The following is a 16807-nucleotide window of genomic DNA, read 5'->3' on the forward strand; positions in this document are numbered from 1 at the left end:
CGCCATACACTAGTGTATTGACAGACGGCGCACCAGCGCCTATCTCACCATACACAACTGTATGGCCGAATGTAGGGAGCCCTGCCGATGCGTGATCTCCTGCTCCAGTGCGCCGGCGTCGTGACCATCGCCGTGGCCCTCATCCATGGCATCCTTGGCGAGACCAAGGTCTTCGCCCGCGCCCGTATCGAGCCGGAGCGGCTCCGTACCCTGATCCGCCTGGTCTGGCAGGCCTCGACGGTCGCCTGGATCGGCGGCGGCGTGCTGCTGATCGCGGCGCCCTGGATGGCATCGGAGCCGGCGCGTCACTGGATCGTCGTGACCATGGCCTGCGTGTTCGGTTTCTCTGCTCTCGCCAACGCATGGGCGACGCGCGGCCGGCATTTCGGCTGGATGGCCCTCAGCGCCGTCGTCGCGATGGCGATCGCCGGCTACTGAGCGTCAAGACGACGAGCCAGCCATTCAAGCGGAGCGACATCATGGAAAATCGTGTCCGGCTGACCGTCGAGGATGGCGTGGCCCATCTCCGGCTCAATCGTCCCGACAAGATGAATGCGCTCGATCCGGCGATGTTCGAAGCGATCATCGAAGCCGGCACGCAGCTTGGTGCGCGCAGGGAGATCCGCACCGTCGTCCTCTCCGGTGAAGGGCGCGCATTCTGCGCGGGTCTCGACCTGGACCGACTTATCGCCACGTCGAACGGCGATCCGCTGATTCCATCCGTCGACCTGACGCGACGGAGCCATGGCATCGCCAACTATGCCCAGCATCTCGTCTGGCTCTGGCGCGAGCTGCCGGTGCCCGTGATTGCCGCCGTCCATGGCGTTGCCTTCGGCGGCGGTTTCCAGCTCGCGCTCGGTGCCGACCTCCGTTTTCTCGCGCCCGGAACCAAGCTCGCGGTCATCGAGACCAAATGGGGCCTCGTGCCGGATATGTGCGGCACGCAGCTGATGCGTCATCTCGCGCGCGAGGATGTCGTGCGTGAACTGACCTACACCGGCCGTGTCTTCTCGGCTGAAGAAGCGCTCGCCTACGGCTTCGCGACGCGGCTTGCCGATGATCCCGTGGCGGCCGCCCTCGCCACGGCGCGCGAAATTGCAGGCCGCAGCCCCGATGCGATCCGCGCGGCCAAGCGCTTGCTCAATCTGTCTGCGACTTGCGATCTGGCGACCGGCCTCGCCGCGGAGACCGCCGAACAGGCGACGCTGCTTGGCGCGCCCAATCATGGCGAAGCGGTCAGAAGCAATCTCGAAAATCGCGCGCCGCGATGGAGCCTCGCATGACACTGACACTGGTCACCGGGGGTACAGGTCATCTCGGCCGGGATATCGTCGATCGCCTCGTCCGCGACGGACGTCGCGTCCGGGTGCTTGCGCGATCGCCGGGCCTGCGATCTGACGTCGAGTGGGCCACAGGTGATCTCGCCACCGGCGCCGGGCTGCGGGAAGCGCTGCATGATGTCGACACGGTGATCAATGCGGCGACTTACTCGCCTATCGCGCGGCGCGGCGGCATTCGCCCGATCGACTTCTTCAGGTCGCCTTCCGCCGTGGATGTTGAGGGCACGGAGCGGCTGCTGTCGCTCAGCGGGGCGGCCGAGGTGCGGCACTTCCTCCACGTCTCGATCGTCGGTCTCGACGAAGCGACCCTGCCCTATGCAAGGGTCAAGCTCGCCGGCGAGCGGCTGGTGCGTGCATCCGCTCTGTCCTGGTCCCTCGTTCGCGCAATGCCGTTCTACTATCTGCTCGACAGGCTGCTTTCGGGCCTCGGCTGGCTTCCGGTGTGGCCGGTGCCGACGACGCTGTTCAATCCCGTCGACACCTCCGATGTTGCCGATCACGTCGTGACTTGCGCTTTCGACGGGCAGCGCGGCGAGCGCGCGGACATCGGCGGCCCCGAAGATCTCGATCTCGTCACCCTTGCCCGCCAATATCAGGACGCGAGGAGGTTGCACCGAAAAATCCTGCCGGTCGGCCTTTCGGAGGCGAAGGCGCGCGGCATGGGGTTTGTCGTCAGCCGTGGTGTGCGCGGGCGCCTCACCTGGGCGGACTGGCTGCAGCACCACGATTTGGCAACGCGAAGTGCGGCCTAGTGCAACCGGCTCGATCGCAGCCATTCCGAACCGTGAGGCGTAAGGCCGCAGCCGCCCTTCAAACACATGCTGCTCACGGGGAGCGCTGATCTTTTTAGCACTGTTAGAATAACTCTAAAGATGTCCCGCCCCGAACCGGATTGACTTCATCATCTCCTTTGCTTCCTTCAGTCCCGCTTCGCGGCTTCAGGCCGCGCCACGACAGAGGAGGAGACGTTCGTGAAAGTCATTCGTGTTGCTGCCATTGCACTGACGATCGGGATTGGCATGGGATCGGCGGCGATGGCCGACGGTTTCAAGGACTGCACCAAGCTCGACAAGGCGTCGTGGAAGCCGGCGAGCGAAGCCGAAGCCAAGGCCAAGGCGCTCGGCTACGAGGTGCGGCGCTCCAAGATCGAAGGCTCGTGCTATGAGGTCTACGGCGTCAAGGAAGGCAAGCTCTACGAGCTGTTCTACAGCCCCGAAGATCTGAGCCTGAAGCACACGATCGCCAAGTGATCGGCGCTACTGATCGGCGCCGAGTGACCTCTTAGGATGCTGGCTTGATCGAAGAAGCGGTGCCAGAAGCGCGCGGGGTGTCCGGCAGGACCCCCGCGGATCAAACCGCCTCGCGGACGATTTCGGTCTGGGATCTTCCGCTGCGCCTCTGGCACTGGGTCCTGGCGGCCAGCGTTCTGGCCGCCTGGTTCACCCCGACCGTCTATGACGGGCTTCACCGCATCCTCGGCTATACGGTGCTCGGACTCCTGGCCTTCCGTTTGGCCTGGGGTTTTCTGGGAAGCCGCTATTCGCGCTTCCGCATGGTCGGCGTCAGGCTTCGTGCCGCGCCAGGCTATCTCTGGAATCTGCGCCGCGGCATGACCGGGCGCTATATCGGTCTCAACCCCGCCGGTACGTTGATGCTGGTGGCGCTGCTGTTGTCGCTCGCCGTCTCGACCATCACCGGCGCGATGTCGGTGACCGTGACCTTCTTCGGCGTTTGGTGGGTCGAGGACACCCACCACTATTCATCCGACGCGGTCATTGTCCTGGTCGTGCTGCACGTGGTGGGCGTGGTCCTGATGGGGATCCTCCAGCGCGAGAACCTGATCCGCGCGATGATCACGGGACGCAAGCGCATCCGCAGTCATCAGTAGCGCGGAGTACTATTCCTCGTCATGCCCGGGATTGTCCCGGGCATCCACGTTCTTCGTGCGGCCAGTAAGACGTGGACGGCCGTGTCAAGCCCGGCCATCACGGACCTTGCGACGTGGCAACGTCGCTTCTCACTGCAGCGGCGGATCGCCGCTGGTGCGCTTCTTGGCGAGGTCCATCTCGGTGACGGCGATCAGGATCTCGGCGCGGGTCTTCAAATCCGGCGCTTCCAGCATGGCCTGCTTCTCCGCGGGGCCATAGGGCGACATCATCGCCAGCGCATTGACGAGTGCCTCGTTGGGCGCGCTCTCGACGCCCTCCCAGTCGACCTTGAGATTGTTGGCCTTCAGGAAGTCCGCCAGGACCGCGAGCAGCGCCTCGCGATCGACCTCGTCCTCGCCCATGCGCGCGGTGAAGTCGTCGACGAAGGCGAAGAAGTCCACCTTGCACTGGCGATAGGCGGTCAGCACTTCGAGCTCATCGACCACCTTGAAGCGCGAGACGCCGGTGAGCTCGAGGATGTAGCGGCCGTCGCCGGATTCGGCGAGCTGGGTGATGCGGCCGACGCAGCCGACGCGGAACAGCGCCGGCCTGTCGGAATTCTTCGGCGAGTGTGCGACGTCGGGCTGGATCATGCCGATCAGGCGGTGGCCGTCGCGGAAGGAATCGTCGACCATCGAAAGGTAGCGCGGCTCGAAGATGTTGAGCGGCATTTGGCCGCGCGGCAGCAAAAGCGCGCCCGGCAGCGGAAACACCGGAACGATCTCCGGGAGGTCGGCGGGGCCGCGATATTCGATGTTGATCGGCATCTGCCTGGTCCCCGCTAGCCTCGCGAGCTCGCCCTACGAAAACAGGATCGTCGACAAGCGCTTTCGTCCCTCGACTGTTGCATCATCCGTGCCGCCCCAGGCTTCGAAGAACTGCACCAGCTGCTTGCGGGCGCCGTCGTCGTTCCATTTGCGGTCGCGCTTGACGATCGCCAGCAGCTGCTCGGTAGCCGCCGCCCGGTTGCCTTGCGCATTCAGCGCGGTCGCAAGGTCGAAGCGGGCCTGATGATCGAGCGGGTTTGCGGCGACTTTCTGTTCCAGCTCGGCCACCGGCCCCAGCTGCTCCGCCTGCTCGGCGAGATCGATCGTGGTCTGCACGGCTTTCACCGCGGGGTCGTTGCGCTTGGATTCCGGCACCATGGCCAGCGTCTGCTTGGCCTGCTCCATCGCGCCGGAGACGGCGTAGCATTTCGCAAGTCCGGCAAGGGCCGCGATGTTGGTCGAATCATGCTGGAGCACTTCGGCATAGATTTGGGCGGCCGCAGCGGCATCGCCCTCGGCGAGCACGGCCTCGGCCTCCTGAAGAATCTCGGCGATGTTGACCTCGCCGGGCGCGGTGACGCCCTTGGTCAGTTTTTCGATGAAGGCGTTGACCTGGCTCTCCGGCACAGCGCCCATGAAGCCGTCGGCCGGCTGGCCGTTGACGAAGGCGATCACGGCCGGGATCGACTGGATGCCCATCTGGCCCGGGATCGCCGGATGCTGGTCGATGTTCATCTTGACCAGCTTGACCTTGCCCTTGGCCGCCTTGACCGCCTTTTCCAGCACGGGGGTGAGCTGCTTGCAGGGACCGCACCACTCCGCCCAGAAGTCGATCAGCACCGGCTGGCGCTTCGATTCCTCGATGACGTCCTTCACGAAGGTCTGGGTGGTGGTGTCCTTGATCAGATCGGCCGCAGCCGGGCCCGCCGCTCCGTTACCCTGGTCGATGATCGTCACGGGATCCCCTCGTCTGATGTCTGGAATGGCGGGTCTTTAGCACGTCGCCAATTCCATTGCTTCGTTGTCGGGCCTAAAATTGGGCCGGGACGGCCGAATTTCAATCCATGGCAGCCGATTCGGCAGTTCCAGGGCGTTTTTGGCTGATCTGACCGGAATCGGGGTCCATATGGGGGCAGAAGATGCCAATCTTGCTGCCGGTAGCTGTTGCATTCGCCGCCCGCTTTTGGCATACGACAGCCGTTGCCGGCGCGTCACGCGACCGACACAGGATGCGGGTGTAGCTCAGTGGTAGAGCACGACCTTGCCAAGGTCGGGGTCGAGGGTTCGAGCCCCTTCGCCCGCTCCAATTTTCTCCCAAGCATCCAGCCAAACCGGGTCGGGACGTGGTTTTCCACGCCGCTGGCGGCTGTATCGGGTCTCAAATGACAATTCTGGTTACGGGCAGCGCAGGCCACCTCGGGGAGGCCATCGTCCGAACGCTCCGCAGGCGGGGCTCGCGAGTGCGCGGGGTTGACCTGAAGACATCGCCCTTCACCGATGCCGTCGGCTCGATCGTCGATCCCGACTTCGTGCGGCGCCAGATGGACGGCATCACCGCCGTGATCCACACGGCGACGCTGCACAAGCCGCATGTGGCGACCCACAGCAAGCAAGACTTCATCGACACCAACGTCACCGGCACGCTCAATCTGCTCGAAGCCGCCGTGGCGGCGGGCGTGCGCAGCTTCGTCTTCACCAGCACCACCAGCGCGTTCGGCTCGCAGCTCCGGCCCGAGGCGGGACAGGCCGCGGTGTGGGTCACCGAGGATCTGCCGCCGGTGCTCAAGAACATCTACGGCACGTCGAAGCTGATGGCTGAGTCTCTTTGCGAGCTGTTCTTTCGCGAGCGCGGTCTGCCGATCGTCGTCCTGCGGACCTCGCGCTTCTTTCCGGAGGATGACGACGATCCCGCGATGCGGTCTGCCTACCCGCTGGACAACGCGCAGGCCAACGAGCTGCTGTATCGCCGGCTCGACATCGCGGATGCGGTGAGCGCCCATCTGCTCGCCGCCGAGCGTGCGCCGAAGATCGGCTTTGCCCGTTACATCGTGTCGGCCACGAGCCCGTTCGAGCCCCGCCATCTCGCGGCGCTCGCGCGCGACGCGGCCGGCGTGGTGCGCGCGCTCTACCCGGATTGCGCGGAGCTCTATGTGGCGCGTGGCTGGCGGCTATTCCCCGAAATCGACCGCGTCTACGTCAACGACCGTGCGCGGCACGAACTAGGTTGGCGGCCCGAATTCGACTTCGCGCATGTCCTGAACAGCCTGCGCGAGGGGACGGAGTTTCGCAGCACGCTGGCACGCGAGATCGGGTCGAAAGGCTATCATGACGCGATATTCGATGACGGGCCCTACCCCGTCGCCTCGTAATCGCCGCGTTTGCTGTTTTGCTCGACGCATCAAACATCTGTCCGGCGTCACCGGGAGCGAGATGGCCTCAGCCTTTCTACTGTGCATGGGGTTGTTTTCGCGCTTTTTGTTTGGCGCCTCTTTTGGCGGCACGCGCATGCGCTGCGCGTTCGGTTGATTCCGCGTTGCAGCGAGGGCTTTGTTGTCGCGCGCCTCGCGTCGAGAGAAAAACCGTCTCAATTTTTATTGAGCGCAACTGCAGCACACGCAGCGCGCTTCTCACTGCCGTCAGATGTGCTAACCTTTTTGTGTCTGCCGCTCGGCAGACTTCAAACTTCGCCTCTCGACTAGCCATAACAAAATAATGCGCGGCCTTGACGGCTGCCTTAGGGGAGTGACGCGATGACATCGATGTTCCATCGATCCGTGTTGGCGCTTGCAGCCGTGGCCCTTCTTGCAGGGACCAGTGCCGGCAATGCGCAGCAGCAGGACAAGAACCGGGCACTGAAGAAATACGAATCCGGTACCAAGGAGTTCTGGACCCATCCGCCGGATGACTGGTTCCTCGGCGACGAGACCGAGGCGCAGAAGGGCCTCGCGCCGCCCTCGGGCCCGCCGACCGGCGCGTCCGAGGCCGAGCTTGCGGCGATGATGAAGAAGATCAAGCTGCCGGCGGGCTTCAAGATCGAGGTCTATGCGCCCGGCGTTCTCGCGGCGCGGCAGATGGCCTGGGGTGACAAGGGCACGCTGTTCGTCGGCTCGTTCGGCCTCGGCAACGTCTATGCCATCAAGGACAACAACGGCAAGAAGGAGGTCAAGACCATCCTGAAGGGGCTGAACATGCCCACGGGTCTCGCCTTCAAGGACGGCGCGCTCTACGTCATCGCCGTCGACAAGCTGATCCGCTACGACAATGCGGAAGCCAATCTCGACAAGCTGGGCGACGGCAAGGTCGTCTATGACGACATGCCCTCCTATGCCGCGCATGGCTGGAAGTACATCGCGGTCGACAAGGAAGGCTGGTTCTACCTGCCGTTCGGACCGCCCTTCAACGTCGGCATCCCGCCGACCAGCGTCTCGCAGATCCGCCGCGTCGATCCCAAGACCGGCAACGCCGAAATCTATGCGCTCGGCGTTCGCAACTCGGTCGGCGGCGACGTCGATCCGCGGACCGGCAAGTTCTGGTTCACTGAGAACGCCCGCGACTGGATCAGCGATGATCTGCCCTCAGACAAGCTGAACATGATCAACAAGATCGGCGAGCATTTCGGCTATCCCTACTGCCACCAGGGCAACCTGCCCGATGACAAGTTCGCGATGGGCCACAAATGCTCCGAGTTCACGCCGCCCGTGCTGAACCTCGGCGCCCACGTCGCTCCGCTCGGCATGAAGTTCTATACCGGCGATCAATTCCCCGCCGAGTATAAGAACAACATTTTGATCGCCGAGCACGGCTCCTGGAATCGCCACAAGTACCAGGGCGGCCGCATCGTGCGCGTGATCGTCGGGCCCGACGGCAAGAACGCCAAGCAGGAGGTCTTCGCCTCCGGCTGGATCGAGGGCGACCAGGGCTATCTCGGCCGTCCCAACGACATCATCCTCGCCAAGGATGGCTCGATCCTCGTCGCCGACGATTGGGCCGGCGCGATCTACCGCATCAGCTACAGCAAGAAGTAGCGCGATAACGGAAGGAGGCTGCGGTGTCCGGGAGGTGCCGCAGCCTCATTCATTTCGAGGCCCCACAGAGTCGTTCCGGATTGCGCGGCTCGCGGCAAGTCCGGAACCCATATCCACGAACGGAAGTTATGGATTTCGGGCTCGCGTCACGCGCCCCGATATCACGAGCTCGATAGATCGGAATCCCCATCATGCGCCGCCAGTTTTCTTCGTATGTCATCGGCGCGCTTTCGCTCGCAGCGCTTGCATTGGTCCCGGCCCAGGCCGCCGACAATGCCGCGATCAAGGAGAAGGCCGCGGTCTGCTCCGGCTGTCACGGCGAGAATGGCATTTCACAGACCGAGAATATCCCTTCGCTGGCCGGCCAGCCCGATCAATTCATCCAATGGCAGCTCGTGTTCTTCCGCGCTGGTTCGCGCAAGAACGACCAGATGCAGCCGATCGTCGAGGAAATCACCAACGAGGACATCCGCAATTTCGGAGCCTATTTCGCACAGATGACGCCGCCGAAGGGCGAGGAGGACAAAGACCCGGACCTGTCGAAAAAGGGCGCGCAAGTCGCCGTCGGCCGCCGCTGCGCCTCATGCCACACAGATAGTTTTGCCGGCACCAAGGCCGTCGCCCGGCTCGCGGGACAGCGCGAGGAATATCTGGTCAAGGCGCTGCACGACTATAAGACGGGCCAGCGCGTCGGCGGCGGCGTCGCCGCGATGGCCGATGTCGCCTATCACATGAGCGACGAGGAAATCACAGCTGTTTCGCACTATCTGGCGTATTTCAAGTAGTGAGCGGTGTAACCGTCAACACAGCTCGTCGTCCCGGGGCGCGCAAAGCGCGAACCCGGGACCCATAACCACAGGATCGCGTTTGGTGAAGACTCGTGGTGACCAGCTCGTGCCATAACCACTCCCTGTGGTTATGGGTCCCGGATCTGCGCTTCGCTTGTCCGGGACGACAGCAGAGTGTGTGGCTGCTACCTAGCCCGCCCGCTGCTTCTCATACGCCTTCAGATGCGTGTACGCGATGCGCAGCTTCGGCACCGGCACCTTGGCGGCATCTGCGCGCGCGATCAGATCGCCGATGACGTGATCGGCCTCGACCGGCAGGCCCGCCTTGACGTCGCGGAACATGGATGCCGTCATCGGCGATCCCTCGGTGGTGAGGTTGCCCTTCACGCGCTCGAAGAACGGGCCGCCCGGGGTGTAGCCTGATGCGGTGGCGATCGCGCTGGTCTCGTCCAGCATGCCGAGCAAAAAGTCCTGGCCGCCGGGGGCGGCGAGGATGTTGCCGACGGAGGTGCGCATCAGGCTGGTGCTTGCGGCGAGCGAGGACAAAAACACCCACTTCTCCCACATGTCCTGCATGATGTTCTGGCTGGCGGTGGCGCCATTGATGCCGGCTTTGAAGGCCTCGTCGATCGCCTTGACGCGATCCGACAGCTTGCCGTCGCGCTCGCCGTAACTGAGCGACTGCATCGGCTGGAGCTGCACCACCTCGCGCTTCTCGTTCAGGGTCGCGGCAATCGCGCAGAGGCCGCCGAGCACGCGCTCCTTGCCGAATTTCTGGTCGAGCGTGTCGAGGTGCTTCATGCCGTTTAGCATCGGAATGATCGCGGTGTTCGGTCCGACCGCCGCGGCAAATGACTTGATGGCGTCATCGAGGTCGAACGCCTTGCAGCTGAGCAGCACGACGTCGAACTTGTCCTTGAGCGCGTCGGCCTGCACGGTCGGCGGATTCTTCAAGGTCACGTCGCCGTTCGGGCTCTTGATGACGAGGCCGTCGTTCGCGAGCTCGGAGGCGCGCCGCGGGCGCACCAGAAAGGTGACGTCGCGGCCGGCCTGCAACAGCCTGCCACCAAAATAGCCGCCGATGGCGCCGGCGCCGACCACGAGGATACGCATGGGATTGTCCTTATTGTTGCTATTGGCGGTCTATCTATAGTCGCCCTTGCGCGCGAAGCGAAGCAACCCAGAATGTCACCGCGATCACATTCTGTCGCTGAGGATGCGGAGACTACTTCTCCAGCACCATCTCCTCGACCTCGCGCAACTGCTCCTTGCCGAAGAACATCTCGTTGCCGACGAAGAAGGTCGGTGAGCCGAACGCGCCGCGGGCAACCGCGTCCTCGGTGTTCTTGATCAGCTTGCCCTTGATTTCGGGCTCCTGGGCGCGGGCAAACAGCTTTTGGGCATCGAGACCGGAGGACGCGAGCGCCTTCGCCGCGACCTCGGGGTCGTCCATCTTCTTCGGCTCGCGCCACATGTGGTGGAAGGCGGCCTCGACGTATTTCTCGAACACGCCCTCGGCCTGCGCCGCGATCGCCGTGCGCATCAGGTTCAGCGTGTTCACGGGGAAGCTGGGATTGAAGACGTAAGGCTGGACCTTGAAGCGCCTGACGAAGCGCTCGGTCTCGATTGCCTGGAATTCGCGCTTGTTCTTGATGCCGGCGAGTGTCTCGGCCGGCGACTTGTTGTTGGTCGATTTGAAGATGCCGCCGAGCAGGATCGGCACGTACTCGAACTTGACGCCGATGCGCTGCTCGATCGCGGGGATCGCGAGGTGGCTGAGATAGGCGTTCGGGCTGCCGAAATCGAACAGGAATTGCGGGGCTGTGCGGGTCAAAATCGTTCTCCCTGACGTCGCTTTTCACGCATTGTGGCGCAGCGCGCGCCACAGGTCCACCGTTTAATGATGGTCATAATATCTTGATGACCCGATCAGATCAGACGCCGGATCGCGCGCTTGCGCCACACCGTGAGGTAATAACCCATCTGCAAAACGAACATGGCGCAGAACACGATCGGATAGGCGGCCCACACGCCCTCGAGGCCGATCGCGCGGCTCAGGATCACCGCGGCCGGCAGCTCGATCGCGAGAATGGCGAAAATCGAGAGCAGCATCGGCGTCAAGGCGACGCCGGCCGCGCGCATTGCACCTGAAAATACGGTGGCGAGGCCAAACGGCACCGAGCTCCACAAGGCGATATGGAGCAGTCCTTTCGCCAGATCGAGCACGGCGCCGTCGGTGATGAAGATGCCAAGCACCGCGCGCGGCGCCAGGTAAATGAGCGCGACCAGCCCGCCGGTCAGCACGAGGTTGAATGCGAGACCGCTGCGCACGATGCTGTCGAACCGGGCTCTGTCGCCGCCGCCGATCGCCTGCGCGCCGAGAATAGAGACCGCGATCGAAATCGACATCGCCGTGAACTGCGTGTAGCCCATCACCTGGTTGACGGCGCCATAGGCCGCCGTGCCCTCGGACCCGTAGCCGTTGACGAGGCCGAGCAGCACCAGCTCGGCGATGGCCATCACCACCATGCCGATTGCGCTCGGCAGCCCGATGCCCAGGATTTTTCCAAGCACGGCGCGGTCGAGCCGCAGATGACGCAGCAACGCAGCATCAGGTGCGAGCGCATGCTTCTTTCGCAGCAGATAGCGGGCCAGTGCAATCAACGTTACCGCGTTGGAGATCGCGGCCGCCCATGCCGGACTGGAGATGCCGGCCGCCGGCAATCCGAACGAGCCGCGGATCAGCATCGGCGTCAGGATCAGTCCGATGGTGGTCGACAAGGCCAGCGCCAGCAGCGGCGTCACGGCGTCGCCGACGCCGCGGATCATCGCCGTCATCAGCAGGAAGACGAAGCCGAGCGGCATCGTCAGCAGCATGATGCGGGCGTAGGCGCTGGCCTGGTCGAGGATGTCCGCGGGTGTCGCGAGCATCATCATCAATTGCCGGCTGAAAATGCCGCCGACCAGCGCAACCGAGATCGACAGCAGCAGGCCGACCGCGAGCGTCGTGCCCACGACGCTCCTGATCTTGTCGTGCTCACCCGCACCAAACGCTTGGCCGATCAGCACGGTGGCGCCGGTGCTCAGGCCCATGACGAAGGCGAACAGGAAGAACATCACCGGGAAGAACACTGAGACCGCCGCGAGCGCGTCGACGCCGATCATCTGGCCGAGATAGACGTTGCTGACGGTGCCGAACAGCGATTGCAGCGCGTTGCTCAGCATCAGCGGCGCGAGGAAGCGAAGAAACGTCGTCCAGAGCGGTTTCGGAGCGGACATGGATTGGCCTTTCATTAGGGCGCGCGAAGCCGCAGCCCGCGCGCAGCACGCGGGCCCGGCCGTCGATGGGGTGTGAGAAGCGTTGCGCCTTAAGCGCGGTCGCTGTAGGCGAGCTTGACGATGTGGTCGCGGATGTCGGTCGGCCAGTCCGCGATCAGTCCGGTGAAGCGCCGCCGGTCATCTGCGAACAGCGCACGCGAGGCTTCCTCGAACTGCGGCAGGTTGCCTGCCATCGTCGACATGAAGTGATAGGCCGCGTCGCGCGCCTGGCGCTCGCGGTCCTTGTCGCCGCTCGCGCGCCTTGCCTCGTCGACGAGCTTTCGCAGCGCGACCGAGGCGCCGCCCGGCTGTGCGCCGAGCCACTCCCAGTGCCGCGGCAGCAGCGTCACCTCGCGTGCGACCACGCCGAGTTTCGGCCGGCCGCGCCCGCGTGGCTCGGTCGGGGGAGCGGTGTCCTCGACCGGCGGCGGGACAAGCTTCGCCAAACGCGTCAGCACCTCGCGATCACCGCCGCGCAGATCGAAGTCGATCGAGCGGCCGGTGCCGTCCTCGAAGATGATGATGGGCTCGTCCGGCCGTGGTGCCATCCGCTTGACGACCAGCGCGACCTCTCCTGCCGGTCCGGACACCAGGCGACGCGGCCCCTGGAAGGCGGTGAATGTCTTTTGCATTGGAATCACTGCCAAATTGATGACGTTGAGGTTCTTTAATATCCGGGTAAATTACCAAGGTCAATATACCCGGGTGAAAATATCCGTCCGGATGGCTCGACATTGCGTTCCCGGGCTGGCAGGTACGCGGCCGACCGACCACGCCTAGCCCCGGGGGGACCACGCGATGCTGACCGTTCATCACCTCAACAACTCCCGCTCGCAGCGCGTGCTGTGGCTGCTCGAAGAGTTGGGCGTGCCCTACGAGATCGTGCGCTACCAGCGCCAGCCGGATATGCGCGCGCCGAAGGAGTTGCGGGCGATCCATCCGCTCGGCAAGTCGCCCGTCATCACCGACAACGGCAACACCGTCGCCGAGTCGGGCGCGATCATCGAATACATCATCGCGACCTACGGCAACGGCCGGCTGATCCCGCCGCCGAACACGCCGGAGCGGCTGCGCTTCACCTATTGGCTGCACTATGCGGAAGGCTCCGCGATGTCGCCGCTGCTCCTCAAGTTGCTGTTCACGCTGATGCCGAAGCGCGCGCCCGCGCTGCTTCGTCCGCTGGTGCGCAAGGTCTCGAACCAGGCGCTCACCGCACTGGTCAATCCGCAGCTCAAGCAGCACATGGATTATTGGGAAGGCGAGCTCGGCAAGAGCGAGTGGTTCGCCGGCAACGAGTTCAGCGCCGCCGATATCCAAATGAGCTTTCCGCTCGAAGCAGCTCAAGCGCGCGGCGGGCTGGAGCAGGGCCATCCCAAGGCGATGGCGTTCCTGGAGCGCATCCACGCACGGCCGGCCTATGCCCGCGCGCTGGAGAAGGGCGGGCCGTACCAGGTGGGGCGGTAAGTTTCCTCACCGCCCCGGGATGACAGTGGCCGCTAGTCCGCGTGCAGCACGCGCCCGCGCGTCTCCGGCAGCGCGAAGGCGGCGATGAAGAACACCGCGTAAGCCACCACTGCAAACATCGCGATCGCATTCGCGAGCGACGTCGTCGCCGACAGCGCGCCGACGAGGAACGGAAACAGCGCGCCGATGCCACGACCGAAATTGTAGCAGAAGCCCTGGCCGGAGCCGCGCAGCCGAGTCGGATAGAGCTCGGTCAGGAACGCGCCGATTCCCGAGAAATAGCCCGAGGCGAAGAAGCCCAGCGGGAAACCGAGCACCCACAGGATCTCGTTGGTGAGCGGCAGCTGCGTGTACAGCAGCACCACGGCCATGGCGCCGATCGAGAAGATCAGGAACAGGTTGCGCCTGCCGATCCGATCCGCGAGCCAGGCGCCAACGAGATAGCCGATGAAGGAGCCGATGATCAGCGTCGAGAGATAACCGGTCGAACCGACGATCGACAGGTGCCGCTCCTTGGTCAGGAACTGCGGCACCCAGAAAGTGACGGCGTAGTAGCCGCCCTGGCAGCCCGTCGCCATCAGCGAGGCGAGGATTGTGGTCTTCAGGATCGGGCCGGAGAAGATTTCCCAGAGCGCCGGACGATCGCCGCTCGCAGCCTGCTTTGCGCGGGCTTCGGCGGCGATCTCGGGTTCGGTGACGGAGCGTCGGATGTAGAACACCAGCAACGCCGGCAGCGCGCCGATCACGAACATCCAGCGCCACGCCGTCTCCGGCGGCAAAGCCGAGAACAGGATTGCCTGCGACAGCACCGCGAGACCCCAGCCGACCGCCCAGCCCGACTGCACCGAGCCGACCGCGCGTCCGCGATATTGCGGCCGGATCGCCTCGCCCATCAGCACGGCGCCTGCCGCCCACTCCCCGCCGAAGCCGAGGCCGAGCACGGCGCGTGCGATCAGGAGCTGGTCGAAATTCTGCACGACCGCGCAGACCAGCGAGAAGAACGAGAACCAGATGATGGTGATCTGCAGCGTCCTGACACGTCCGATATGATCGGAGAGATAGCCGCCGAGCCAGCCGCCGATCGCGGAGGCCAGCAGCGTCACGGTGCCGGCGAGCCCCGCCGAGGCCGCATCGACCTTCCACAGCGCGATGATGGTGCCGATCACCAGCGGATAGATCATGAAGTCCATGCCGTCGAGCGCCCAGCCCGCCGCGCAGGCCCAGAACGTTCGACGCTCCGGCGCGTTCATGTCGCGGTAGAAGGCAAGAAGGCTGGTGTCTTCGATCTCGGCGCGCTCGATGCGCCCGGTCGGATCGGCTGTGCTCATGTGCGTTTCCCGGCAATCCTTTTGAAGCTGCGCGGTGGTAGCACGCGGGGCAGCCAGAGCAAGCAGGCGCGCGCTCCCGTGCCATGCAACGGTAAGGCTACTGTCCCGCGGCCTCCGCGCCGCGGGTACGCGGATCGGGCGCACCGAGCGGCCCGTTCGGCGTCACCAGAATCGAATTGGCCGAAGTCTGTCCCATCGGCTCGACGATGAGGTGATCCATCGCCTTCAGCTCGAACAGCACATCGTCGGGAAAGCCGCTCTCGATGCGCACCTCGTCCGGCAGCCATTGATGGTGCAGCCGCGGGGCCGCCACCGCGGCGGCCACGTCCATCCTGTAGTCGAGCACGTTGACGATGACCTGAAGCACGGTCGAGATGATGCGGCTGCCGCCGGGCGAGCCGGTCACCAGCACCGGCTTGCCGTCCTTGAGCACGATGGTCGGGGACATGGAGGACAACGGCCGCTTGCCGGGTCCGGGCAGATTGGCCTCGTAGCCGACGAGGCCATAGGCATTGGAAGCGCCGACCGCCGCGGTGAAATCGTCGAGCTCGTTGTTGAGCAGCACGCCGGTGCCATCGGCAACGAGGCCGACGCCGTAGCTGAAATTCAGCGTGGTGGTGTTGCTGACCGCATTGCCGCCGGCGTCGACGACGGAAAAGTGCGTGGTGTTGGTGCCCTCGCGCGGCGCGGGCGGGGCGGAGACGAGCTGCTTCGACGGCGTCGCGCGATCGGAGGAGATGCCGGCGCGCAGCCTGGCGGCGTAGTCCTTTGCGGTCAGCGACGCGATCGGTGCATTGACGAAGGCGGGATCGCCGAGATAGCGCGCACGGTCCGCATAGGCGCGCTTCATGGCTTCGATCAGCAGATGCAGCGATGCCGGCGACCCCTGTTTCAGATCGGCGAGCTGAAAGCCCTCGAGAATGTTGAGCGTCTCCACCAGCACCACGCCGCCGGAGGAAGGCAGCGGCATCGAGACGATGTCGTAGCCGCGATAGGTGCCGCGCACCGGGGCCCGGATCACCGCCTGATAGGATGTCAGGTCGGCCGGCGTCATGATGCCGCCCGCGTCGGTCACTGCCTTGGCGAGCTTGTCCGCGACCGGCCCCTCATAGAAGCCGCGCGGCCCCTGTGCGGCGACGGCCGACAGCGTTTCGGCAAGATCGCTCTGCACCAGCCTGTCGCCTTCGCCGAGCGGCGTGCCGTCGGGGCGCGAGAAGATCCTGGCCGACGAGGGCCAGCGCGCAAGCCTCCGGTGCCAGCCCGGCAGTGTGTCGGCAATGTCGTCGGTGACGACAAAACCGTCGCGGGCTAGCGTAATGGCGGGCTCGAGCAACTGTGCCAGCGTGAACCGGCCCGAGCCATATTTCTCCAGGGCCAGCGCAAGACCTGCGACGGTGCCGGGCACGCCGACGCCGAGCGCGGAATCCCGTGACTTCGCCGCATCGGGCTTGCCGTCGGCGCCGAGGAAGATCTGCGGCGTCGTCGCAGCGGGCGCGGTCTCGCGATAGTCGATCGTGACGTCCTCGTTGCGCTCGGCCGAGTGGATCACCATGAATCCGCCGCCGCCGATATTGCCGGCGCGCGGATAGGTCACGGCCATCGCAAAGCCGGTGGCGACCGCGGCGTCGACCGCATTGCCGCCGCGGCGCAGGATGTCGGCGCCGACTTGCGCGGAGATCCTCTCCTGCGCCACCACCATGCCGTGTTCGGACGGAACGGCGCGCACCGTGCCGGGCGCGGGGGGGAGATAGGTCCGCCGCGCATCCTGCGCGGCCGCAGGCGCAAGACCAAACGCCAGAGTGGCAACAAAGGCGAAAAATGTCCGCCGTGTCGAATATGACGACATCTC

The 16807-nt window shown here is 64.7% G+C and carries 17 protein-coding genes and 1 tRNA gene; 10 read left to right on the top strand and 8 right to left on the bottom strand.

Features of this window, described 5'->3' with window-relative positions; translation table 11 throughout:
* The first annotated feature begins 87 nt into the window (after positions 1–87).
* From NLM15_RS01395 to NLM15_RS01415, 5 genes are all read left to right on the top strand, one after another.
* Positions 88–438: a hypothetical protein gene (locus tag NLM15_RS01395; protein WP_254114860.1), complete on the top strand. Its 351-nt coding sequence runs from the start codon at positions 88–90 to the stop codon at positions 436–438.
* A gap of 41 nt (positions 439–479) precedes the next feature.
* Positions 480–1283, top strand: a complete 804-nt coding sequence (locus NLM15_RS01400; RefSeq protein ID WP_254114861.1) for a crotonase/enoyl-CoA hydratase family protein — start codon at positions 480–482, stop codon at positions 1281–1283.
* Positions 1280–2092 (top strand): SDR family oxidoreductase, encoded by an 813-nt coding sequence (locus NLM15_RS01405; protein ID WP_254114862.1) that lies wholly within the window; start codon positions 1280–1282, stop codon positions 2090–2092. Before NLM15_RS01400 ends, NLM15_RS01405 begins: the two co-directional genes overlap by 4 nt.
* Positions 2093–2311: 219 nt before the next feature.
* Positions 2312–2590, top strand: a complete 279-nt coding sequence (locus tag NLM15_RS01410; protein WP_254114863.1) for a PepSY domain-containing protein — start codon at positions 2312–2314, stop codon at positions 2588–2590.
* Between the two features lie 44 nt (positions 2591–2634).
* Positions 2635–3228 (top strand): cytochrome b/b6 domain-containing protein, encoded by a 594-nt coding sequence (locus tag NLM15_RS01415; RefSeq protein WP_254114864.1) that lies wholly within the window; start codon positions 2635–2637, stop codon positions 3226–3228.
* 129 nt (positions 3229–3357) lie between these two features.
* Here the strand turns inward: NLM15_RS01415 and NLM15_RS01420 are convergent, their stop codons facing one another.
* Together NLM15_RS01420 and trxA are read right to left on the bottom strand one after the other, a co-directional pair.
* Positions 3358–4035 (bottom strand): LON peptidase substrate-binding domain-containing protein, encoded by a 678-nt coding sequence (locus NLM15_RS01420; RefSeq protein ID WP_254114865.1) that lies wholly within the window; start codon positions 4033–4035, stop codon positions 3358–3360.
* Between the two features lie 33 nt (positions 4036–4068).
* Entirely contained in the window at positions 4069–4992 is a 924-nt protein-coding gene (trxA, locus tag NLM15_RS01425; protein ID WP_254114866.1) for a thioredoxin, read from the bottom strand.
* A 274-nt stretch (positions 4993–5266) separates the two neighbouring features.
* Here trxA and NLM15_RS01430 point away from each other — a divergent pair.
* The 4 genes from NLM15_RS01430 to NLM15_RS01445 all read left to right on the top strand — a co-directional run bounded on the left by NLM15_RS01430 (position 5267) and on the right by NLM15_RS01445 (position 8845).
* Positions 5267–5341 (top strand) — tRNA-Gly (locus tag NLM15_RS01430).
* A gap of 76 nt (positions 5342–5417) precedes the next feature.
* On the top strand, positions 5418–6404 hold the full coding sequence (locus NLM15_RS01435) for an NAD(P)-dependent oxidoreductase (RefSeq protein WP_254114867.1): 987 nt from the start codon (positions 5418–5420) through the stop codon (positions 6402–6404).
* 381 nt (positions 6405–6785) lie between these two features.
* Positions 6786–8060 carry a sorbosone dehydrogenase family protein gene (locus NLM15_RS01440; protein ID WP_254114868.1) on the top strand — a complete coding sequence of 425 codons (1275 nt, stop codon included), beginning with the start codon at positions 6786–6788 and terminating at the stop codon, positions 8058–8060.
* 191 nt (positions 8061–8251) lie between these two features.
* The gene (locus NLM15_RS01445) at positions 8252–8845 is read left to right on the top strand and encodes a c-type cytochrome (RefSeq protein WP_254114869.1); all 594 of its coding nucleotides are present in this window, start codon (positions 8252–8254) and stop codon (positions 8843–8845) included.
* Positions 8846–9037: 192 nt separating this feature from the next.
* On the opposite strand, the gene panE is transcribed toward NLM15_RS01445, so the two are convergent.
* The 4 genes from panE to NLM15_RS01465 all read right to left on the bottom strand — a co-directional run bounded on the left by panE (position 9038) and on the right by NLM15_RS01465 (position 12798).
* Positions 9038–9961: a 2-dehydropantoate 2-reductase gene (gene panE, locus NLM15_RS01450; protein WP_254114870.1), complete on the bottom strand. Its 924-nt coding sequence runs from the start codon at positions 9959–9961 to the stop codon at positions 9038–9040.
* A 112-nt stretch (positions 9962–10073) separates the two neighbouring features.
* Positions 10074–10682, bottom strand: coding sequence for a 2-hydroxychromene-2-carboxylate isomerase (locus NLM15_RS01455; RefSeq protein WP_254114872.1), 609 nt, complete (start codon positions 10680–10682; stop codon positions 10074–10076).
* Between the two features lie 95 nt (positions 10683–10777).
* Positions 10778–12127 (bottom strand): MATE family efflux transporter, encoded by a 1350-nt coding sequence (locus NLM15_RS01460; RefSeq protein WP_254114874.1) that lies wholly within the window; start codon positions 12125–12127, stop codon positions 10778–10780.
* 89 nt (positions 12128–12216) lie between these two features.
* Positions 12217–12798: a DUF2239 family protein gene (locus NLM15_RS01465; RefSeq protein WP_254114875.1), complete on the bottom strand. Its 582-nt coding sequence runs from the start codon at positions 12796–12798 to the stop codon at positions 12217–12219.
* 166 nt (positions 12799–12964) lie between these two features.
* Between NLM15_RS01465 and NLM15_RS01470 the strand changes: the two genes are divergently transcribed.
* Positions 12965–13630: a glutathione S-transferase family protein gene (locus NLM15_RS01470; RefSeq protein ID WP_254114876.1), complete on the top strand. Its 666-nt coding sequence runs from the start codon at positions 12965–12967 to the stop codon at positions 13628–13630.
* Positions 13631–13662: 32 nt separating this feature from the next.
* Here the strand turns inward: NLM15_RS01470 and NLM15_RS01475 are convergent, their stop codons facing one another.
* Together NLM15_RS01475 and ggt are read right to left on the bottom strand one after the other, a co-directional pair.
* Positions 13663–14958 carry an MFS transporter gene (locus tag NLM15_RS01475; RefSeq protein WP_254114877.1) on the bottom strand — a complete coding sequence of 432 codons (1296 nt, stop codon included), beginning with the start codon at positions 14956–14958 and terminating at the stop codon, positions 13663–13665.
* 97 nt (positions 14959–15055) lie between these two features.
* Positions 15056–16804, bottom strand: coding sequence for a gamma-glutamyltransferase (gene ggt / locus NLM15_RS01480; RefSeq protein ID WP_254114878.1), 1749 nt, complete (start codon positions 16802–16804; stop codon positions 15056–15058).
* Between the last annotated feature and the right edge of the window lie 3 nt (positions 16805–16807).

This window comes from Bradyrhizobium sp. CCGB20 (genome assembly GCF_024199855.1).
In the GTDB taxonomy this organism is placed as follows: Bacteria; Pseudomonadota; Alphaproteobacteria; order Rhizobiales; family Xanthobacteraceae; genus Bradyrhizobium.

Bases quoted from the DNA above. Each gene is read 5' to 3' on its own strand.
- NLM15_RS01445 (WP_254114869.1), top strand. From the start codon at position 8,252: ATGCGCCGCCAGTTTTCTTCGTATGTCATCGGCGCGCTTTCGCTCGCA.
- NLM15_RS01475 (WP_254114877.1), bottom strand. From the start codon at position 14,958: ATGAGCACAGCCGATCCGACCGGGCGCATCGAGCGCGCCGAGATCGAA.
- ggt (WP_254114878.1), bottom strand. From the start codon at position 16,804: ATGTCGTCATATTCGACACGGCGGACATTTTTCGCCTTTGTTGCCACT.
- NLM15_RS01420 (WP_254114865.1), bottom strand. From the start codon at position 4,035: ATGCCGATCAACATCGAATATCGCGGCCCCGCCGACCTCCCGGAGATC.
- panE (WP_254114870.1), bottom strand. From the start codon at position 9,961: ATGCGTATCCTCGTGGTCGGCGCCGGCGCCATCGGCGGCTATTTTGGT.
- NLM15_RS01470 (WP_254114876.1), top strand. From the start codon at position 12,965: ATGCTGACCGTTCATCACCTCAACAACTCCCGCTCGCAGCGCGTGCTG.
- NLM15_RS01465 (WP_254114875.1), bottom strand. From the start codon at position 12,798: ATGCAAAAGACATTCACCGCCTTCCAGGGGCCGCGTCGCCTGGTGTCC.
- NLM15_RS01460 (WP_254114874.1), bottom strand. From the start codon at position 12,127: ATGTCCGCTCCGAAACCGCTCTGGACGACGTTTCTTCGCTTCCTCGCG.
- NLM15_RS01405 (WP_254114862.1), top strand. From the start codon at position 1,280: ATGACACTGACACTGGTCACCGGGGGTACAGGTCATCTCGGCCGGGAT.
- NLM15_RS01400 (WP_254114861.1), top strand. From the start codon at position 480: ATGGAAAATCGTGTCCGGCTGACCGTCGAGGATGGCGTGGCCCATCTC.
- NLM15_RS01440 (WP_254114868.1), top strand. From the start codon at position 6,786: ATGACATCGATGTTCCATCGATCCGTGTTGGCGCTTGCAGCCGTGGCC.
- NLM15_RS01395 (WP_254114860.1), top strand. From the start codon at position 88: ATGCGTGATCTCCTGCTCCAGTGCGCCGGCGTCGTGACCATCGCCGTG.
- NLM15_RS01435 (WP_254114867.1), top strand. From the start codon at position 5,418: ATGACAATTCTGGTTACGGGCAGCGCAGGCCACCTCGGGGAGGCCATC.